The 19947-nt window shown below is 63.7% G+C and carries 18 protein-coding genes and 1 pseudogene; 9 read left to right on the forward strand and 10 right to left on the reverse strand.

Going from position 1 to position 19947, the window contains the following annotated elements; all coding sequences use genetic code 11:
• Positions 1-11 precede the first annotated feature (11 nt).
• Positions 12-1550: a sodium:proton antiporter gene (locus CSW62_RS12475; protein ID WP_199170585.1), complete on the forward strand. Its 1539-nt coding sequence runs from the start codon at positions 12-14 to the stop codon at positions 1548-1550.
• Here CSW62_RS12475 and CSW62_RS12480 read toward each other — a convergent pair.
• The gene (locus CSW62_RS12480; protein ID WP_199170586.1) at positions 1547-2485 is read right to left on the reverse strand and encodes a LysR family transcriptional regulator; all 939 of its coding nucleotides are present in this window, start codon (positions 2483-2485) and stop codon (positions 1547-1549) included. The genes CSW62_RS12475 and CSW62_RS12480 overlap by 4 nt on opposite strands.
• Positions 2486-2563: 78 nt before the next feature.
• Between CSW62_RS12480 and CSW62_RS12485 the strand changes: the two genes are divergently transcribed.
• From CSW62_RS12485 to CSW62_RS12500, 4 genes are all read left to right on the forward strand, one after another.
• The gene (locus tag CSW62_RS12485; protein WP_099578245.1) at positions 2564-2986 is read left to right on the forward strand and encodes an organic hydroperoxide resistance protein; all 423 of its coding nucleotides are present in this window, start codon (positions 2564-2566) and stop codon (positions 2984-2986) included.
• A gap of 33 nt (positions 2987-3019) precedes the next feature.
• Positions 3020-4444: a coniferyl aldehyde dehydrogenase gene (locus CSW62_RS12490; RefSeq protein ID WP_099578247.1), complete on the forward strand. Its 1425-nt coding sequence runs from the start codon at positions 3020-3022 to the stop codon at positions 4442-4444.
• A 72-nt stretch (positions 4445-4516) separates the two neighbouring features.
• Positions 4517-5194 carry a type 1 glutamine amidotransferase domain-containing protein gene (locus CSW62_RS12495; protein ID WP_099578249.1) on the forward strand — a complete coding sequence of 226 codons (678 nt, stop codon included), beginning with the start codon at positions 4517-4519 and terminating at the stop codon, positions 5192-5194.
• 61 nt (positions 5195-5255) lie between these two features.
• Positions 5256-5726, forward strand: coding sequence for a bacterioferritin (locus tag CSW62_RS12500; RefSeq protein WP_099578251.1), 471 nt, complete (start codon positions 5256-5258; stop codon positions 5724-5726).
• 510 nt (positions 5727-6236) lie between these two features.
• On the opposite strand, the pseudogene CSW62_RS12505 reads toward CSW62_RS12500, so the two are convergent.
• Both CSW62_RS12505 and CSW62_RS12510 read right to left on the reverse strand, forming a co-directional pair.
• A pseudogene (locus CSW62_RS12505) lies at positions 6237-6862 on the reverse strand (site-specific integrase).
• A 184-nt stretch (positions 6863-7046) separates the two neighbouring features.
• Positions 7047-8036 (reverse strand): AraC family transcriptional regulator, encoded by a 990-nt coding sequence (locus tag CSW62_RS12510; protein ID WP_099578253.1) that lies wholly within the window; start codon positions 8034-8036, stop codon positions 7047-7049.
• A 132-nt stretch (positions 8037-8168) separates the two neighbouring features.
• On the opposite strand from CSW62_RS12510, the gene CSW62_RS12515 reads away from it, so the two are divergent.
• Positions 8169-8996 (forward strand): DUF2306 domain-containing protein, encoded by an 828-nt coding sequence (locus tag CSW62_RS12515; protein WP_233206669.1) that lies wholly within the window; start codon positions 8169-8171, stop codon positions 8994-8996.
• Positions 8997-9153: 157 nt separating this feature from the next.
• Here CSW62_RS12515 and CSW62_RS12520 read toward each other — a convergent pair whose 3' ends face one another.
• Entirely contained in the window at positions 9154-9726 is a 573-nt protein-coding gene (locus tag CSW62_RS12520) for an AAA family ATPase (RefSeq protein ID WP_099578255.1), read from the reverse strand.
• A gap of 390 nt (positions 9727-10116) precedes the next feature.
• Between CSW62_RS12520 and CSW62_RS12525 the strand changes: the two genes are divergently transcribed.
• Positions 10117-10758, forward strand: a complete 642-nt coding sequence (locus CSW62_RS12525) for a VOC family protein (protein WP_099578257.1) — start codon at positions 10117-10119, stop codon at positions 10756-10758.
• A 219-nt stretch (positions 10759-10977) separates the two neighbouring features.
• Here the strand turns inward: CSW62_RS12525 and CSW62_RS12530 are convergent, their stop codons facing one another.
• The 5 genes from CSW62_RS12530 to CSW62_RS12550 all read right to left on the reverse strand — a co-directional run bounded on the left by CSW62_RS12530 (position 10978) and on the right by CSW62_RS12550 (position 13605).
• On the reverse strand, positions 10978-11277 hold the full coding sequence (locus CSW62_RS12530) for a DUF2188 domain-containing protein (RefSeq protein WP_233206670.1): 300 nt from the start codon (positions 11275-11277) through the stop codon (positions 10978-10980).
• Positions 11278-11302: 25 nt separating this feature from the next.
• Complete coding sequence (locus tag CSW62_RS12535; RefSeq protein WP_099578259.1) at positions 11303-11566, reverse strand: hypothetical protein; 264 nt, start codon at positions 11564-11566, stop codon at positions 11303-11305.
• Positions 11567-11577: 11 nt separating this feature from the next.
• Positions 11578-12060: an Hsp20 family protein gene (locus CSW62_RS12540; protein WP_099578260.1), complete on the reverse strand. Its 483-nt coding sequence runs from the start codon at positions 12058-12060 to the stop codon at positions 11578-11580.
• A 728-nt stretch (positions 12061-12788) separates the two neighbouring features.
• Positions 12789-13295 (reverse strand): glycoside hydrolase family 108 protein, encoded by a 507-nt coding sequence (locus tag CSW62_RS12545; protein ID WP_099578262.1) that lies wholly within the window; start codon positions 13293-13295, stop codon positions 12789-12791.
• A gap of 130 nt (positions 13296-13425) precedes the next feature.
• Positions 13426-13605, reverse strand: coding sequence for a hypothetical protein (locus tag CSW62_RS12550; protein WP_099578264.1), 180 nt, complete (start codon positions 13603-13605; stop codon positions 13426-13428).
• A gap of 706 nt (positions 13606-14311) precedes the next feature.
• On the opposite strand from CSW62_RS12550, the gene CSW62_RS12555 reads away from it, so the two are divergent.
• Positions 14312-16486 carry an S-layer family protein gene (locus CSW62_RS12555; protein WP_233206793.1) on the forward strand — a complete coding sequence of 725 codons (2175 nt, stop codon included), beginning with the start codon at positions 14312-14314 and terminating at the stop codon, positions 16484-16486.
• 212 nt (positions 16487-16698) lie between these two features.
• Complete coding sequence (locus tag CSW62_RS12560; protein WP_199170587.1) at positions 16699-16917, forward strand: hypothetical protein; 219 nt, start codon at positions 16699-16701, stop codon at positions 16915-16917.
• 275 nt (positions 16918-17192) lie between these two features.
• Here the strand turns inward: CSW62_RS12560 and CSW62_RS12565 are convergent, their stop codons facing one another.
• Positions 17193-19937 carry a PAS domain S-box protein gene (locus CSW62_RS12565; protein WP_099582278.1) on the reverse strand — a complete coding sequence of 915 codons (2745 nt, stop codon included), beginning with the start codon at positions 19935-19937 and terminating at the stop codon, positions 17193-17195.
• Between the last annotated feature and the right edge of the window lie 10 nt (positions 19938-19947).

The raw sequence follows: 19947 nt of genomic DNA on the forward strand, positions 1-19947 counted from the left end.
CTGAATGACGATTGGCGCTGTTTGAGATCCTGCTCGCCATGCTGCTTGCGGCAGCTCTGCTGTCGATGTTCGCGACACGCATCGGCGTGCCCTATCCCACGCTTCTTGCGCTCGGTGGCGCGGGCTTGGCCCTTTTACCGGGCATGCCGACCATCGCGGTGGAGCCAGAGCTGATCCTCGCTCTCTTCGTGGCGCCGGTTCTGCTCGACGCCGCGCATGATGTCTCCTGGCGCGACCTGAAATCCAACTGGCGCCCCGTGCTTTCGCTCGTTCTGGTCGCCGTCGGCCTAACGACGATCGCCGTCGCGCTCGCCGCCCGCTTTTTCGTGCCCGAAATGCCCTGGGCCGCAGCGATCACGCTTGGCGCGCTGCTTGCGCCGCCCGACGCCGTGGCGGCGCTGGCCGTAATGCGCTCGGTCTCGCCTCCGCACAGGCTGCGTGTGGTCCTGGAGGGCGAAAGCCTGCTCAACGACGCCTCGTCGCTTCTCATCTACAAACTCGCCGTCGCGACCGTGGCTTTGGGGACGTTTAGCCCTGCGAGCATCGCGCCGACGATGCTTCTCATGTCGGTCGGAAGCGTGGCTGTCGGATGGGTCCTGGCCAAAGTCGTCACGCGAATGACGCTTTTTGTCCACGACCCAGCGACCGCCACGATCATCCAGTTCGTCGCGACGTTTGGCGTGTGGGTTATGGCCGAGCATCTGGGCTTGTCGGGCGTGATCACTGTCGTGGCCTTCGGCGTCACAGCGGGCCGACGTTCGTCGGAAGCTTCCAACACCGAGGTCAGGGTCAAGTCTTTCGCCGCCTGGGAAACCGCGACGACGGTCCTCAACGTCCTCGCCTTCACGATGGTCGGCCTGCAACTACGCCCAATCGTCGCCAACCTGAACGCCGCACAGTGGCGGGACTACCCGCTGTATGCCCTGGCCATACTCAGCATCGTGATCGGGGTTCGCCTGACATGGGTGTTGCTCTATGGGGCCGTCAGGCTTGTCTCGGGCCATCAGCCTGATCAATTGCTCGGGACCTGGACCGGCACGCTCAAAAGCGGCTTAGTGGTGGGGTGGTCTGGCATGCGCGGCATAGTGACAGTCGCCGCCGCGCTCGCTCTGCCCCAAGGCTTTCCTCAGCGTGAATTCATCCAGCTGGTCGCTTTCGTCGTCGTTCTGGGCACACTCGTGATCCAGGGATTGACGCTCAAGCCTCTGCTGAAGGCGCTAAGATTTCCGGCCGACACCGTCGTGGCTGACGAAATTCGGCGCGCGCGCGAGGCCGTAGCGCTCGCCGCCCTGCAATCGCTGGGCGACAGGGAGGGAGATGCGGTCGAGCGCTTGAGGGTGAAATATGGCGAGGCGATCGCCGCAGCGAAGGCTGACCACGACATGGGGATTTCCGCAGACACGGCCCTGAGGCTTTCGACCCTGCCCGCCTCGAGGCAAGCGCTTGATCGGCTTCGCCAAGACGGAACTATCGGCGACGAGGCTTTCAGGGCGGTGGAAGAAGAACTCGACTGGCTGGAGCTTGGCGCCGCCCGCCCTAGCACTCCCTAACGCTTGCGCATGCCGCGCAGAAGCGCCTGGCGCGCGTGGGCCACACGGGGATGCCGCAACGCGGTGGAGAGCCAGACCAGCGAATAGCTTAGGCTCATCCCTCTGTTCGGTGCGGGGATCTCGGCCAAAGCTCCCTGCTCGATCTCTCGCTGGCAAAGATAGTTTGGCAGAATAGACCACCCCGTCCCCGCGGCGAGCAGGTTGCGCAGGACCCGAAGATCCGGACAAGTCACCGCGGGAGACGCCGCCAAGTCGCCCAGGTTATTGCCGGCCAGCCAAGTGTCGACCATGGGCCGGTCCAGGCTGTAGGACAGCACCGGCTCGCGCCTGAGACCTTCATTCAAGCCGGATGCGGACAGAATGCGCTCGGCCACGGCCGGAGCCGCCACCGCCCGCAGCGCCTCCTCGCGAATGACCTCGGAGCGCAGACGGCTATCGGTGATCGGATAGGCCGAAACGCCCAGATCGAAGTTTCCCTCGATCAGCATCTGCTGCACCACGTCTCGGTTCGCGGGCTGGAGCCTGATGCGGATGCCCGCCTCCACCAGGGCGGGCAGATGCTGGGTCACCACTTCGCCAATGAAATCGGCGTGGCCAAGAATGCGAACCGCCCCGGTAAGCTCGGATGATCGCGCCCTGGCCTCCGCGAGCGCTTCTTCGGCGCGGTCCAGGTGGTCGGCCAGATCAGCCGCCAGTTCGTCCGCCGCGAGCGTGGGCCGCACCCCCCGCGCCAGTCGCTCAAAGAGCGACCGACCGAGCGCCACCTCGAGGCCGGCGATGTGCTGTGAGACGTTCGATTGGGTCAGGTTGAGGCTTCGGGCGGCGCTGGACAGCGACCGTAACCGATAGACTTCAACGAAGGTTCGCAGCCGAGGAAGGGACATCGACAACCCATCATATTTTTGATGGCAGAGAGCAAGCGCGTTGTGAGTCAAGGCGCGTGCTCAGGCCTACAAGGGCGGCCATGCCGCTCCGCCGCAACGCCGAGCGCGACCAGACCAAGGGATCACGCCATGCTGACGAAGACGCTCTATCAAACCTCCGCCACCGCCAACGGCGGGCGCGACGGCCGTGTCCAAACCGCCGATGGGTCCTTGAACGTCTGGCTCGACCTGCCCGTGGAACTGGGCGGCAAGGGGCATGGCAACAACCCTGAACAATTGTTCGCCGCCGGCTATGCCGCCTGCTTCCTGTCCGCCCTCAAGACTGTCGCGAGCGCCCAGAAGGTCCGCGTGCCGGCCGAAGCGACCGTTTCGGCCACCGTCGGTATCGGCCCGCGCGCCGAGGGCGGATTTGGCATCTCAGCGGCGCTGACGATCAGCCTTCCCGAGCTGGAGCGTGAAGAGGCCCAGGCGCTGATCGAGGCCGCCCATGCGACCTGCCCCTATTCCAACGCGCTGCGCGGCAATGTCGACGTCGCCCTGACCCTGGCCTGAACCGGCGGCCGCGCCTTTACCAAGGATCCTCCCATGACCGATACAAGCACCGCCCAAGACCTGCAGGCCATCTTGCAGACCATGAAGAGGGCTCAACGCGCCGCCGGTCCGGCCAGCGCCGATCTGCGCCACGATCGACTGACGCGCGCTGCGGCTCTGCTGCAAGACAATCGCGACGCCCTGGCTCGCGCCATGAGCGACGACTTTGGCCATCGCGCCGTCTATCACTCTCTGACGGCTGATATCGCCACCACGGTCGCCGCCCTTCGCTACAGCGCCGAACACGTCGCCGAATGGATGGTCCGTGAGGACGTCGTCACCGCAGACAGCGCGGTGAAGGCCTGGATCGAGCCGCAGCCGCTGGGCGTCGTGGGCATCGTCTCGCCTTGGAACTTCCCGCTCAACCTGGCCTTCTCGCCGCTGGCCGGCGTGTTCGCCGCCGGCAACACCGCGCTGATCAAGCCCTCGGAACTGACGCCTCGCACCTCGGATCTGCTCGGCGAGTTGGTTGGCACGCTTTTCGACGCCGATGAATTGGGCGTCGTGATCGGCGGGCCGGACGTGGCCCAGGCCTTCACCGCCCTGCCCTTCGATCATCTGGTCTTCACCGGCAGCGGTAATGTCGGGCGCCAGGTCATGCGCGCCGCCGCGGCGAACCTCGTGCCCGTGACGCTGGAACTGGGCGGCAAGTCTCCCGTGGTCATCGACGAAGGCTTCGACGTCGCGATCGCCGCGGAACGGACCCTGACGGTGAAGACGTTCAACGCCGGGCAGATCTGCCTGTCGCCCGACTATGTCATGCTGCCCGAAGGGGCCCAGGACGCGTTCGTCTCGGCGGCGCGCGCGTTCATCGCGGGCGCCTTTCCGTCGATCCAGAGCAATGACGACTACACGTCTGTCGTCTCCGATCGGCATTTTGCCCGTCTGGTCGAGTTGATCGATGACGCCAAGGCCAAGGGCGCTTCGGTGGTCTCGCTAGCCCCGGCTGGAGAGCCCGCCCACAACGCCGAGACGCGCAAGATGGCGCCCGTGCTGCTGCTGGGAGTCGATCAGACCATGCAGGTGATGCAGGAGGAGATCTTCGGCCCGATCCTGCCCGTCATGACGACCTCGGGTCTGGATCAGGCCATCGACCACATCAACGACCATGATCGCCCCTTGGCCGCCTATCTGTTCACCGACAGCCAGGCCTCCGTCGAACGGGTCTCGGCCCAGGTGACCTCGGGCGCGCTGATCGTGAACGACATCATGCTGCACGCCAGCATGGACGCCTTGCCTTTCGGCGGCGTCGGCGCGTCGGGCATGGGAGCCTATCACGGCGTCCACGGCTTCCGCCGCTTCAGTCACCTAAGGCCGGTCGTGCATCAGGGCCAGGCGGGGACGAGCGGCCTGCGGCTACGGGCGCCCTACGCTCAGAAGCAAGCCGCGCTTGAAGAAGCGCTCGCCGCGCGCCGCTGAAGCCGGCCGTCGTTTTCAAACCACCCCACCACGAACCCGCCCTCAGGGGCGGACCGAAATTGGAGAAAAGACATGAAAGTCCTGATGGTCCTGACCAGCCACGACACCCTCGGCGATACGGGCAAGAAGACCGGCTTCTGGCTCGAAGAGTTCGCCGCGCCCTACTACACCTTCCTGGACGCGGGCGCGCAGATCACGGTGGCCTCGCCCGCCGGCGGCCAGCCTCCGCTGGACCCCAAGAGCGACCTGCCCGACTTCCAGACCGAGCTGACCCATCGCTTCAAGGCCGATCCGGCGGCGCAGGCCGTCCTGGCCAACACCATCAAGCTGGACAGCGTTCGCCAGGAAGACTTCGACACCGTCTTCTATCCCGGCGGCCACGGCCCCCTCTGGGACCTGGCCGAGAGCCCGGTCTCCATCGCCCTGATCGAAAGCTTCGAGCGCGCGGGCAAGCCGATCGGCTTTGTCTGTCACGCCCCCGGCGTTCTGCGCCATGTGAGGGCCGGCAATGGCGACCCGATCGTCAAGGGCCGCGCGGTCACCGGCTTCACCAACGGCGAGGAAGCCGCCGTCGAGCTCACCGACGTCGTGCCGTTCCTGATCGAGGACGAGTTCATCGCCCAGGGCGCGGACTACCGCAAAGGTCCGGACTGGGCGCCCTTCATCGTCGAGGACGGCAAGCTGGTCACTGGCCAGAACCCCGCCAGCAGCGAAGGCGTCGCCAAGGCGCTGATCAAGCAGCTCGGCTGATCCCGACTCCCAAGGCGGCATCGAGCCGCCTTGGGCCTCTCAATCTGGAAACGAGCCCACCATGAGCAGCAACCTCTCCAACGACATCCACGCCGCGCTGAACGGCCTCATCAATCAGTTCTGGGCCGGGCTAATCCAGCACCGCAGCCACGTGACCATCTTGAGCGCGCTCGGCTATGACAAGCTGGCCAAGGACATGCAGCAACGCATCCTGGACGAACCAGAGACCATCGAGGCCCTGCAGAAGCGCCTTCTGGAGCTCGATGGTCAGATCGCTTTCCAAGCCTATGCGCCAATGCTTGGACGGGATGTCCGCGGCATCCTGGGCAATGACCTGCAGCTACAGGAACAGGGCCTTCCCGTACTCGCCGAGGCGGCGCGATTGGCGGCCGAACGGTCTGACACCGCCACGCGCAGGCTGATCGAGGACATCATCGTCGACGAAGAGGCCCACCTCAACTGGCTCAAGGACGAGGTCAGTCTGCTGGAACGGTTGGGGGATCCCCTCTACCTGGCCAGATCTGCGAGATGATCTCGCCGCGCGCGGCGGATCCTGGCGCCCTGGCTTTTCCGGGATCGTCTTCAACATCGAGTCGAAAGCCTCGATCTAGTTGAGTGGCGGGAGCAAGGCTACGCCGCTAGCAAGCGCCGCTCCCGCAAACACCACCTAGGTGTCAAGTCAGGGCCTGGGCCGGCGTCGCGATGGCCACCGCCCACAAGCAGACCTTCCCAAAGGCAGGAATGAGTCATGTTTGCCAGTTCGCAGGAAGCGCGTCAGCTGAGCTCGCGTGCTTCTGGACAGGGACTGTACCAATGCATGGCAAGGCTGGGTTCGCTCGTCCCAGCGCTGCACAGAGCAACAGCCTCACGAGCTAAGGTTCTTACGCCGACGTGATGTTGCTAGGCCGTACGGTGATGACGACCGAACCGCTGCGTGTTGCGGGACCTCCGCGGCTCGGTCGTCACACTTTCTGGAGTCGGTGATTGGCGATCGCTGGAGTCGAGGGTTGGCGGCGGCAGGCCGATCGAGTGGCGATATGCACTAAAGGTCGATCTGCTCAGACATCTCCAGCGCGTCATCGACCTCGATGCCAAGGTATCGGACCGTACTCTCGAGCTTCCTATGTCCAAGTAGCAGTTGGCATGCGCGGAGGTTGCCGGTCGTGTTGTAGATCAGCGCCAGCTTTGTGCGGCGTAGACTATGAGTGCCGTAAGCCCGAGGTTCGAGTTCAATCATCGACACCCACCTGTCAACCAGTCGGGCGTACTGGCGCGTGCTGACGTGGTCGCCTGTCGGCTGCGGCTGGGAAACAGCCAGTCGTCGCTACGCCATCCACGCATCTTCAGCCAAACCGTCAAAGCGTCTCTGGTTGGCTCGGTGATCTCGAATGGGACGGGCTGTCCGGTTTTCTGCTGGATGATCGTGGCGCGCGCTCGCAGCGCGCCGCCCGGCGCCACGTCGCTGACACGTAGCTTCACCAAGTCGCAGCCCCTGAGCTTGGCGTCGATGGCGCAATTAAACATGGCGAGGTCGCGAACTCGCCCGTTCGATTTGAGCTGTTGCCGTATCCTCCAGATGTGTCTGGGCTTGAACGGCGGCTTAGGGCCGATGATGCGGCCAGTGTTCCAAGGACGCTGGGGTGGAAGGAAGAGGTCAAATTGCGCCATGTCCGCCTCCTGCGAATTGGCTACTCCCCTCAGCTCATCCTACCACATTCACGCGGCCGGAGCTCTGGTTACGTATTGCCGACATTGGGCGGTGCCAGACTCCGGACATTGTATCATCGATGCGTTCGGCCGCTTGCGACCCAAGTCGGACTTTGTGCCCTTGCCTTCAGCGCGTCAAACTCCATCAAAGCGCGGAGGTTCTTCGGAATTGCTGGGGGGTGAGACCTACCTCGGCTTTGAACGCCCGGTTGAAAGGGCCGATCGAGCCGAACCCACAATCGTAGGCAATGGTCAAAATTGGCAGGTGATCGTAGGCGGGGTCGGCCAACCGCCGTTTTGCCTCTTCGATCCGGAAATGGTTGGTCATCTGGTTGAAGTTGCGAAACCCCAGGGGACCTGTGATGCACTGGGTGATCTTATATTCGGGCTCACCCAGGCAGCGGGCTAGGTCCGCGACCTTCAGGCTGTGGCGGGTGTAGATGGCGTCTTGCGCCATGAGGTTTTCAAGCGAGGCCGAAAGGCCGCTTGCGTCGGCTGTTCTGCCCCGTCGGCTGAGATGTTGGCGCGGCAATAGAGGATGGCGGCGGCGATACCAGATGGCGGAAGCCATCCCCAGCAGAGCGGTGGCCGCGCAGGCGGACTTGATCATCATCCGCCACTGCGCCGTCGCCCCGCCGCTCGGCGCGCGGTCCACCCAGATGACGGCGACAGTGAGCAAAGCCATATAGCCGGTGGCAAAGGCGATGCGAAAGCGCCGCTCATTCTGGCCCATCTCCGGTGTCAGCGACTTTACCGGTTCGATGGCTGCCAGCAGGAGCAGGGCGGAGCTGACGAGCCCGCCGAAATTCCCGACCATGCGCGGCAGAGGAGCGGGGCTATCGCCATACAAGCGAAGGACGGCGCCGGACGCCACCAGGATCAGCACCAGCCCTAGCGGCCAGTGAGCTGGCCGCGGCTTCGCGGGCTGAAAGAGCGCCCGGACCAAGAGCCATGACCAGCCGCATGTCGCGTCGCCAGCGATGGCGACGACATCGGACAGAAGACCGAGCCGGTGTCCGATGATCTGGGTGAGGCAGAACGCGCCGACGGCGCCGCCGAAGAGGACGCCGTAAAGAAATGTGTCATCTGGACGGCTTCCCAGGCGAGGCCTGACGATCAAGCCTTCAGCGCTCATCAACCTGCCCTCCGTCCGATCGCACTGTCGATCACGGCTCCAAAATCTCTCGCCGATTTCCAAATCGGCGAGACGATCTGCGCACGATCCCCCACGCCCTGCTCACCAGTAACATGCAAGGAGCACAGTGACGTGGAGACAGTAAAGCGTGCAAGCCCGACGGTCACCGCGTCGTCGGTCGAAGGCCTATTACGGCGATCGGGTCTTGCCTGGTTCGTGATCGCAGCGGTGGGACAGGGGGCGTTTATCTGGATGATCGTGGCCCACTACGGCCGCAAGACATTCATTGGGGATCTGGCCGGATGGAACGACAAGCCAATCATCAAGGGCTACGTTTCAGGGGATCACGCGGGCAACCTCATGTTCGCGATCCATGTGCTGCTCGCAGCCGTGGTCACGTTGGGCGGGCTGCTGCAATTGGTCCCTGCGGTTCGCCGACGGGCGCCCGCACTACACCGCTGGACCGGACGGGTTTTCTTTATCATCGCCTATGTGATGGCCTTGAGCGGCCTTTGGCTTACCTGGGAGCGGCATACCTATCTGTCCTTGATCTCCGCGATCTCGGTGTCCGCCAACGGGGTGCTCATTCTGATCTTTGCGACCCTGGCGTGGCGAACGGCGATCGCGCGGGATTGGGTTTCTCACCGTCGCTGGGCCATGCGCGCCTTCATGGTGGTCAATGGCGTGTGGTTTCTTCGCGTGGCGATCATGGCCTGGGTGCTGATGTCGGGCGGCGGTCTCGGAATGAACCGAACCCTTTCCGGCCCCGCCGATATTGGACTGCAGTTTGGGTCGTATGTAATCCCGCTCATCGTGCTCGAGCTCTATTTCCGCGCCCAACAGAGCACCTCGCCAGCGGTCAAATATCGGGCTGCGGGCCTCGTGATTGGGATGGCGGTGATCACGGCGTTAGGCGTCGCCGGCGCCATTAGCTTCATGTGGGGGGCGTACATGATCTGAGCTGAAGCTCGGCGGTGGGGAGGCCATCTTCGCCGGTGATTGATCCGCGCCAACGGCAGCAAACCACCCTTCCCCGCCGATCGCGACACCCGCTTGTTCGGCGCGTCGCGCCAGTAGCTGCCGTTGGCATCTTTCGTGGAACCCGACATTCAGCCTGTCACGCGCAGGGACGAGATCGACCTAGGTAGACTCTTCGACCGTGTTGCGTCGGCGCTGCGAGCAAAGCATCGGCACGCGCTTCCACGGTCCCCTTAGGCAAGACAACCACACGATAGTCGAGCATCAGATACGCTCGCTCAAGTCTTTCATACTCAGCAATCGCATCCTCAAAGCCGTGTCGTCGGCCCGCGTCGGTGGCGTAGATTTCAGGCCGCGGGGTCAAGAAAACAGTCTCATTGTAGCGGTACTGCCGCCCGAGCTGTTCCAGCACAGGTTCGCCCGTGGCGTGCTCCAAAGCGGCCGCAGCGTCCACTAGGCCCCGATCGCAGAAAACGAGATTAGGCCACGCGCCCGCCGTTTCGTGATCGGCGATCGAGGTCCCAATCGCCTGACGCGCGAAGGCAGCTAAATCGATCCACGGAAGCGCGCGTCCGCCGTTTTCAAGCTCCGCCTCGACCACACGCCGTCCGGGTTCGTCCACGACCGCGTGGCCTCGACGCCGAAGCTCCGTCAGGAGAGTCGATTTTCCACCGCCAGAACAGCCCGACAGCACGACGTAGCGATTGCTCATGGCGTCCTCCCTTGATGATCGAGCGGTAGAAAACCGCCCGGCTCGGCGGTTGAAACGGTCAGCTTCATTTCTGCCGGCGCGGTGAAGGCTGCGACTGCGCGAGCGCCAATTGCTGCCGTCGGCGCCTCTCGGAACGCGACGTTCGCGCCCGACCAAACGAAGGCAGTTTACCCCCGTTTGCGGGCACTCAACCGTACCGTTTGCCGCTAATTGCCGCCGTTGCGCCCCCTCCAGCAAGCTGACTTCTAGCCCACCCGGGGCGAGATCGACCAGTTGCGACGTTGACCTGCGAAAGCCGCATCCATAAGGCTCTGGGGTTACTGTAGGGCGCATCGGTTCTAACACCGGAATGGCTAAGCCCGCCTACGACGCCTCAATCGTAACGCGCCCATGCTGAACCTCGAAAATCTGCGCAAGCAGGCCAAGCTTCACCTACGCTGGCATCGCGAACGGTATTTTCCCATCGCGAGCCAGATCAGGTCGCTGCTGCCACGCTACGGCGGCCTGACGGACCAGGAGATCCTAGCCTCGCCCTTCAAGCTAAGCGACGCTCAGGACCTCGTCGCGAGGAAGGTGGGATTCGAGACCTGGTTGGCGCTAACCAAGGGCCTTTCATCCATGCCAGTTGCAAACCCGTCGCCCTCCTCGGCCATTATCGCCGCCGAACCACAGCTGTTCGTCTCCGATATGGCGATCGCGCTCGCGTTCTATGAGGAGAAGCTCGGTTTCCGACGTGTATTCGCCTCCGGCAAGCCCCCCTTCTATGCCCAGGTCGCGCGCGATGGCGCGAAACTGAACCTGCGTCGTGTCGACGGGCCGGTGTTTTCCGAACATCTCCGCGCTCACGAGCCGGACGCCCTGTCCGCGACCCTGACGCTCGACGACGCCAAGCCGCTCTTCCTGGAGCTTCAGGCCGCCGAAGTGACCTTCCACCAGACCTTGCGCAGCGAGCCCTGGGGCGCACGCACCTTCATCGTCGGGGACCCGGATGGAAACCTCATCCTTTTCGCGGGCGCGAGTCAGGTGCGCTAATCACCCTGCCGAGGCAGATCCGAGGGCCTGTCTCGAGCTAGGCAGCGCCAGGCGCGGAACTTCAAATCGCTTCTGAAGGTCGACGTAGCGCCCCATCGCCTTCGATGCGGGAGCGTCTCGGTGGGCGACGGGGATGAGTGTCGTTGGGGTTGCGGGTGCTGCCGTCACCATCGCTTTCGATCCGTTCGCCGGTCTCTTGCCTTGCGGCCTCGTCCACGGCTAGGCGCGCTGCGCCGGTATTGCCCCCGGTTCGCCCCCATAGGGTGGAAACAGGAAGCGTCCGCCCCGCGCGCCATCGCGCAAGCGGATTTCCAGGACGACCGGCTCGCCAGCGTCAGCCAACCGGTGGGCAAGGTCGCGCGCGGCCTGTTCGGCGCGGGCGCCGGTGGCGAAGTTGAGGGGACCGCCTTCAAAATCGCCGCGAACGATCCAGCCGTCGTCAGACGGCTCGACAAAGATAAAGCAGGGCATGATCACAACGTAAATACAGAACAGCGGGCCAAGTTGGCGGCCGGCCATCCGATGGCCGGCCGCCCGCCCCGACTCAAGGGCGCGCGTCGCGATCCAGTCGGTTCAGCGCAGACAACACCTCGCTGAGCGGAACCGGCGCGGGCGTTCCCAGGAGCCATCTCTGGCTTGGTCGATGCTCGACAGCACTGGCGTCGGAGGCCCAAGCCGCCAGGATTTCGCGCTTCCCGGCGGGATCAAGATCCTGATCCTTGAGAACCTCCAACGGATGGAGGAAGCCAACCGCGGGCCGCACCGGCCACGGACGCGCCCGATCAACCAGATTGGAGTCCATGCTCATGGCGAGCCTCCCTAGGCGGCCTTGCGAGCTTTTGCCGGCTTGAGGTCCAACGCCTGCTGGGCCGCGCCGACGCCAATGGGAATTTGCCTCGGCTTCAAGGCGTCCGGCACCTCCCGTGCCAGATCGATCGACAGGACGCCGTGGGCATGGCTGGCGTCCTTGGCCACAACATAGTCGGCCAGCTCGAATCGGCGTTCGAAGGCGCGCTGGGCCAAGCCCTGGTGCAGGAAGGATCGGGCGCCCTGCCCGTCTCTCGTCGGCCGCTCGCCCTTGATGACCAGGAGGTTGGGTTCGGCGACGATTTCGAGGTCGCTGGGGGCGAAGCCGGCCAGCGCCAGAGAGAGGCGATAGGCATTCTCGCCGGTCTTTTCGATATCGTAAGGGGGATAGCTGGCGCTCGCCCCGCTGCGCAGGGCGGTCTCGACCAACTCGACCATACGGTCGACGCCGATCATCGAGCTGTAGAGCGGGGTGAAGTCAAAAGCGGTGCTCATTTCCATCTCCTCGAAAGCAAGTTGGACATGAGGGGCGCTAGGCCAAGCGCCGCGCGCCCCAGGCGCCGGACCCTGTCGGCGCCCGGCAAGCAAACGTTGAAATAGAGTGCCGCGAAAAGGCGTCAAGGCGTGCCCAAGCGAAAAATTCGGCGAGGTCCGGAAAGACGCTACTCGACCGGGTAGAGCACTGGGTAGATGTGACGGGACACCTCAAGGTCCCAGAGTTCAGGGTCTGAGCAGTATCCCGTGATGCATACGCCTTCCATTCGTAGGCTGTCCCTCCGAAGGCAACGATCTCGGAGAGACGAACTCCGGAATCGGCTTCGACAGGTCCAACGGGGCTTCGGGAACGCCGGGATGGCCCGAGAGGGCGTTGTCGTGCAGGTGCACAGCGTCAACACCAATGATGCAGGCACGATCGCCTTCGACAGGGACATAGCGGGTCACCTCCTGAAGCTTGACGCGGGTGCGCCAGCGGATTTCGGTCTCAGTGATTTCGAGCTTGGTCGAGACGTCGGTCGTGATGGCGTCGCTCTTCTTCTCGACGGTGCGAGCCTTGGCCTCAGCCTTCTTCTGGGCGGCCTCCCAGACGCCGCGCTCGTGCTTGGCGCAGGCGGCGTAGCGAGCTTCGCCATAGCCCTAGACAAACAGGGCGGCGGCGATCATCAGCAGGACGCAGCGCCCGACCGGCGACTTGGCGTAGGTCCAGGCCTTCAGCGCCAGGGCGATCACGACGCCTCACGCACGGCCCACGCAGTGGCCTCCGAGAGCCGCCGCATCCAATGGTTGCCGAAGCGTCCGAAGGTCGGCAGCGAGCGAAAGTGCGCCTCACGTAGGGCGGAGAAGGCCTTCACAGCGCGCTCGGCGTAGACGCGCTGCACGGCGGCGATCGAGACCGGGCCGATGACGCCGTCAGCAGCGACGCCAGCCACGGTTTGAAGCCACTTGGTGGCACGGCCGACGCCCTGGTTCATGGCGCAGTCGAAGACAATGTAGTCCAGGCCGGTCGGGCAGATCTCAGCCGACGACGCCAGCCAGTAGCCTCGATGGTAGACCGGCGCCACGGCGGCGGGCGTCAACGCCTTGACGTCCGCCTTGTCAACGTCGCTGTCGCCGTCCATGCCCAGCTTGAAGGCGCGAGCCGTGGCCAGGGTGACGCCGAGCTTGGTCACGCCGCCGGGGTCGTGGACGTCATCGACGTAGCCCCCTTGTGCTGAAGGATGCGCGGCAGGCAGGTTTGGAAGCGGGCGAGGCTCATGGCTTGGTCTCCGTAGCGGGGGCTGTGGCCGACACGGTCCCGCTGGCGGGGGCGGTCACGCTCGCGGTCAGGCCGCCTTCGGCTTCGGTCGTGGGCTTCTTCTTCCCTCAGCGAACTCCGACGTAGGCGCCCAGAGTGGCGCCGAACGTCCCTGACGACAGGGACGCTAGGATCGGGAGGTTGGCTTGGGGGATGGTCAGGAACGCCAGCGCCCACATGACGAAGGCCATGATGACCAGGCTGGCGACGACAACGATGGCATCGAGAGTGCGATAGTCGCGGGTCATGGCTTGCTCCGAGTCCTCGACGGTGGCCGGCGGAGCTCGGCAGGCGCCGGCTCGCGCATCCACCTGACGCTGGCGTTTAGCTCTTTCAGCTGCTCAATTCAGATGTCCTGACGCTCACCGATATTGCCGACCTGGATCCGCAATTCGGTGAGGGCTCCGATCTCGACCTCAAGCGCCAACCTTTTTGCCCAGCGCCTGGACCGTGCCCCGAAGCACGTCGTAGCCGATGGCCAGGGTGAGCAAATTCAGGACGAGCGACGTCAGGCCGATACCAAGCGCGATCCATGATGCCGGCGTCATTGCGCGCCACCCAGCGCACCCAGGACCGCGCGCACGCGAACGGGGCCAAAGTCCCTGGGGGCCCTCCGATGACAGCAACTAGGGGTAAGCCGTAACGGCGCGCGGCTTATCGGCCAGCGCAGCCTATGGAACGTTCACGCCATGCAGTTGCGGCGGTTCTTCAGAGAGGGCCGGCACGTCGTGCCGATGCTCGTTGCGACTATGGTCGCCAGCTTGGCTCTGTACGTCGCCGACCGGGTGACGGGGCCCTATCGCATCGTCATCCAGGACGGTTGGCCGCCTAGGGTTTGGCTGGAGCGCGGGCGCTAAGCCCTCACAATCGGGCCGCCGGCGTCTCTCGGCGGCGCGGGTGGGCGCACGATCTGCCACCAACGTCGCGAGCTTGGTGTTTGGCTGGTGTAGCTTGGTGGATTTCGATTGTTTGAATTTGCGCGTCGAACGTGATTACTGTTTTGCAATAAGGCTAGAAAACGGGGGAGACCAAATGGCCAGACCATCTGTATCTGAATTGCTGTTGGCTTCGGGCTATAGCTCTAGTGATATTTCCTATTTGTCACGAGCTTCGGCCACGCTTTACGGCAATGTTGGCGCCAATGTTGACGAAAGAAATTGGTCCGCAATTCTAGCAAGTGCAAATCCGCTTGAGGCTGCAGAAGCTGCTTTGCGGGCAATGTATGTCAATAAAGCCTACCTGGCGCGTAATGCAGACTACCTCATAACGCATGGATATGGCGCCGCCCAGATTGAGTGGACATACCGCAGTCTATCAAAATCGATGGGACTGTCCTATTCGCCGGACTGGTCTGCGGGAACCATGTATCAGTCCTACGGGCAAATGTCGGACTCGCAGTTAAAGGCTGCCGCGGAGCTCGAATATTATAGCTCTATTGCTCCTGCCGCCCCTGTGCTCGGATTCAGCGTCTCGGGCCTGACCGTTCAGTCGACGGGCGGGACACTGGCGCTTTCTGTATCAGGATCTGTGGGTTCCGCCGCCAGCGGCTCGGTCACCCTCACTGAGCAGAGCTCGGTTAAGGAGGGCTATCTCAAACTCATCAACGGCTATGGCGCTTCAAGCACCTACACCGAGCAGTATGTGATGTTGGGCACGTCGGGCGGCGACACTCTGAGCGCGTCGGGAACGCGAAAGGACTTCATCTTTGGCGGCGGCGGCAACGATACCATCAACGGCGCCGGCGGTGACGACGTGCTGCTGGGCGGCGGCGGCGGCGACGTAATCACAGGCGGCGCCGGCAACGACATCATGGCTGGTGGGGCGGGCAACGACACGTTCAATGTTGATTCCGGATCCGACACGATCCTCGATCTGGCGACCGGCGACATCCTGGTTGTCAGCGCGGGAGCGACGGCCGTAGCCAACGATGTCGCAGCTTTCGTCGCCTCTGGCTCGACAACGAACGCGGGCGTCGCAACCCTGAACGCGGCAAGTTCGGGTGGCAATATCGACGTGTCCCTGGCGGGCGGATCAGCCGGGTTCACCCTGGTTGGATCGGCTGTCGCCGACACCCTGCTGGGGACGAACTTCGCGGACACGATCTCGGGCGGCGGTGGCGACGACACGATCAATGGCGGGGGTGGAGCCGACACTTTGAGCGGCGGGGCCGGCGACGACGTAATAACGGCCACGGATCTCGCGACTTTGATCGACGGCGGAACGCACGTGAGCGGTGATGTCGTGAAGTTCACGACGTCGGTTTCCGCCACGAATTTGACCGATAGCCACTTGATCAACATCGAAAAGGTGGTCCTGGCGAACACCTCGGCCGCGGCCTTCGACTTCTCGGCTCAGTCCGAGACTCTGGCCTTCAGCGGCAGCGGGCTTGGCGGCGCCATCACACTCATTGGCGGCGGCGCGGCGGACACGTTCAACTTTACTGGCGACGAGGTCGTCAACTACGTGACGTCGATCAACGGCGGCGGCGGCTCCGACACCCTCACCATCTCGTCCATCACCCAGTCTATCGACCTCACGGGAAAATTGACCAGTGTCGAGACGGTTTCTCTAACCGCTGGGAGCGGCGCGGTTACGTTGACCATTCCGACGGTCAATGCGCTGAATATCACGACGGGCTCCGGGGCCTTGGCCGTCAACTTGGGCGCGGGCGGTCAAGCCGTCACCCTAACCTCCGGTGGGAATGGGGCGACGACCGTCACGAGTGGCGCTGGGGCTGATACCATCACCATGCCCAGCACCAGCACTGGGACCTTCGTCCTCACGGAGACCGGAGCTGGGATGTCGACCAAGACGTCGGTCGACACTATTGTCGATTTTAATACGGCAAATACCGTGTTCAAGACCGGAGTAGGTGCAGCGTCGGTCGGATCCTATATCATTGGCAACGCTGATATGGGGAACTACCTTTCGACTATAGCGTCCGGCTTATCGATAGTTCTGAACAATACCGGCCAATCTTATCTTATTACAATCCAAACAGGCACTGCTACTGGAACTTATCTCTTCCAAAACACTGGTTCAGATACTTCGCAGTTTGATACGACTGATTTCTTCGTCAAACTTGTCGCCGTTTCGGGCGGCCTGACGACCGCAAACCTGATCGCCTAACCAAACGAAGGTCGCCGCTCCTTCTGCGCGGCGGCCTTCGCCTCTGGCGAACCTGGCCTTCACTACCGCGACCTAGTTCAGCGAGAAGCTGTTATCGATCTCCTTCAAGCCCAATACCGATAAGATGCAGGGGTGTGTTACGGAGAGATGCTGGTCTCATCATGCCCGGACCAAGAGGGCGGTGGATGCCCGCCTAGAACTTGTAGCCAACATTGCCTCACTTTGGCGGAATTGAACCGCAGACCAACGCCGATGCGGTCCTTGACGGCCTCGGGTATATCATCATCGCCATCGCGGTCTTCGATGTCGCCAAGTATCTCTTCGACGAAGAGGTCCGCCGCGACAGCGACAAGCGGAGCGCCGCCGAGGTGCGGCGTAGCCTGACCAAGTTCCTGTCCACGATCGTCATCGCGCTCTTCCTTGAAGCGTAGGCCTGGGAGCTTTCAGCGCTTTTCGGCCGCCGTCGAGGAAAAGGTGGGTGAGGAAGACGAGATCGAGGCGCGCAAAGATAAGGCTCGCTGAACGGCCGATGCCCCCAAGGGGACACCTCTCACGCCTGTCGAGTTCCTGGTGCATCCCGAAACAAGCGGTCGCTGAAGCACGTTCCGCGCGACAAGCGGACTTTGGGACAACTCCAAGACGACGACGATCTTGTCAGGTATTTCGCTGCTCGCCCGACAATAAGTTTGGGGCTGCCGCTGCGGCGCTAGGGCGCGCTCCGTTTTAAGATCTCTCCGATCCGCCGTCCAAGCTGTTCGATTGCGAAGGGCTTGGTGATGATCTCCATGCCGCCGCCAAGGAACGCCGCCTGGTCCGCGGCCTGCTTGGCGTAGCCGGTCATGAACAGGATCGGCAGGTCGGGCCTTGTCTCGCGGGCGATCTCGGCCAGTTGCCGGCCATTGAGACCCGGCAGCCCTACATCGCTAATCAACAGATCGATCTTTCGCGAGGATTCCAGAATGGGCACGGCCTGCCGTCCATCAGCGGTCTCGACGCCTTGATAACCTAGCTCCTCCAGGACCTGCATCACCAGCAAACGAACTGCGGGGTCGTCTTCGATCACCAGAACGGTCTCGCCCGCCCCCGTAGGCGCGGCCTCATCGCCAGCCAGAACCTCTTCCTCGACCGGTCCAAGGTGCCTCGGAAGGAAAAGACGGATAGTCGTGCCGCGCCCTTCCTTGCTGTCGATGACGACGTGGCCGTGAGACTGCTGGATGAATCCGTAGATCATAGACAGACCCAAACCCGTCCCCTGCCCCAGCGGCTTGGTGGTGTAGAAAGGGTCGAACACCTTTTCCAAAACCTCGGCGGGCATGCCCGTGCCGGTGTCGGTCACGCTGATCTCGACATAGTCGCCGGCCTCGGCGTGGTCGCTCTCGGCCAACTCCAGGTCGGAAAGATAGACGTTACGCGCGGCGATGGTCAGTTCGCCCCCGCTCGGCATGGCGTCGCGCGCATTGATCGCTAGATTCAGAATGGCGCTCTCAAGCTGATTGTCGTCCGCCACGGCCGTCCAGAGCTCGGGCTGAGTGTCGATCCGCAACGCCACCTGCTCGCCTAGGGTTCGTGTCAGCAGGTCCGCCATCGACACAGTCAGTGTTCCGACATCGAGCGCGCGGTTATCCAGGGTCTGGCGGCGCGAGAACGCTAACAGCCGGTGGGTCAACGCCGCCGCGCGCTGGCCAGACTGCATCGCCGCGTCCAGGAATCGGTCGACATCGCCCATTCGTCCCTCGGCGAGGCGTCGCCGCACCATGTCGATCCCGCCCAGAATGCCGGTGAGCATGTTGTTGAAGTCGTGCGCCAAGCCGCCCGTCAACTGACCGACCGCTTCCATCTTCTGGCTTTGGCGCAGTTGATCTTCCAGCACCTTACGCTGGGTGACGTCGCGGCCGACACCGTAGATCGCCTCGCCCTCCGGCATGGCCGTCCAATTGACCCAGCGATAGGTCCCGTCCTTGGCGAGCATGCGACAGTCGAAGCCGCTCGCCGACCCGCCACGCGACAACGCGTTGAAGCGTTCCAGCGCCTCATGTCGGTCGTCGGGATGCACCAGGCTGCCCGCGGGCTTGCCGATCAGCTCGCCTTCGTCATAGCCCAGCAATGAAGTCCAGGCCGGATTAGCCGCTCGATAAAGGCCGTCGGGGCCGATCACGTGCAGCAGGTCGCGCGACAGATTCCAGACTCGGTCGCGCTCCTGGGTGCGCGCCGCGACCCGGACCTCGAGCGTCTCGGTCAACACCCGAAGCTGCTGTTCGGAACGCTTGGTCGAGGTGATGTCGTAGATCACGCCGATAAAGCTGACCCCGCCGGGACCTTCCTGCCGGTACTCGCCACGAGAGGCCAGCCATCGCTCTTCACCGGTGTCCGCGCGCAGGATGCGAAACTCGTGAAAGGCTGGACCGAAGGGATGCTTGCCGTCACGGCCCTGAATGATCGGGGGATCCTCGGGATGCACCACGGCGTTGATGGTCCGCACCGGCAGGCTTGTCGCCCGCTGCAGGCCCAGGAGCCGACAGAATTGCTCGGACACCTCGGCCGTACCGAAGCCGCTGAGATATTCGAATGACCCGACCCCGCCGGCGGTCTGCGCGATGAGCAGTCGCTCCTCGACACGCTTCTGGTCGGTGATGTCGGCGAGCACGCCGGAGAACCGGACAGGCTTGTCGTCAGCGTCGAGATAGGTTCGCCCCCTCGCTGACACCCAGTGGACAACGCCATCCAGCACGACGCGATAGTCCCTGGCGAAGACCTCCGCGCCGTTCAGGGCGCCGGCCACGGCGATCTGCAGGCGCAGCCGGTCGTCGTCATGGACGGGCGCGAAGAAGGTCGAACTCGGTATGCCGCGCGCGGCCACGACCGGGTCCAGGCCGTACAGGCTCGCGAAGCGGACGTCGGCGACCAGAACGCCGCTGGCGATGTCCCACTCCCAGGCTCCGGCGGCGCCCGCGATGGCCTGCGCGACGCGAAGGCGCTCCTGCGCCTCGGCCAGCTTCTGGCGACTGGCCCGAAGTTGCTCGACGACGACGTCATCCGCGTATTCGCCGGTGACGTCGGCTTGGGTCGCGAAGCGGTAGACGGGCGCGCCGTGTTCGTCACGTAGGGTGGTGATGTTGACGCGGTTCCAGAAGGGCGAACCATCCTTGCGGCGATTGAGCAGGTCGGCGGTGACGGCGCCGTCCCGAGCCAGGGTTTCGGCGATGCGCAAGGTCGTGGCCGCATCAGTCGCGCCATCCTGCAGGAACCGGCAGTTTCGCCCGACCGTCTCCCGCGCGGAATATCCCGACAAGGCCTCGAACGCCGCGTTCACATAGACGATCGGATCGTCCTCGCGCCGCGGTTCGGTCACGACAACGGCCACCCCGGACTGAGCCAGAGCATCGAACAGTGGACCAGCCAGAGCTCGTAACGCTTCAAGCGCCTGCCCCGCCTCCCGAACATCTTGGCGCATCTCGGCGTCT

This window comes from Caulobacter sp. FWC2, assembly GCF_002742625.1.
GTDB lineage: Bacteria > Pseudomonadota > Alphaproteobacteria > Caulobacterales > Caulobacteraceae > Caulobacter.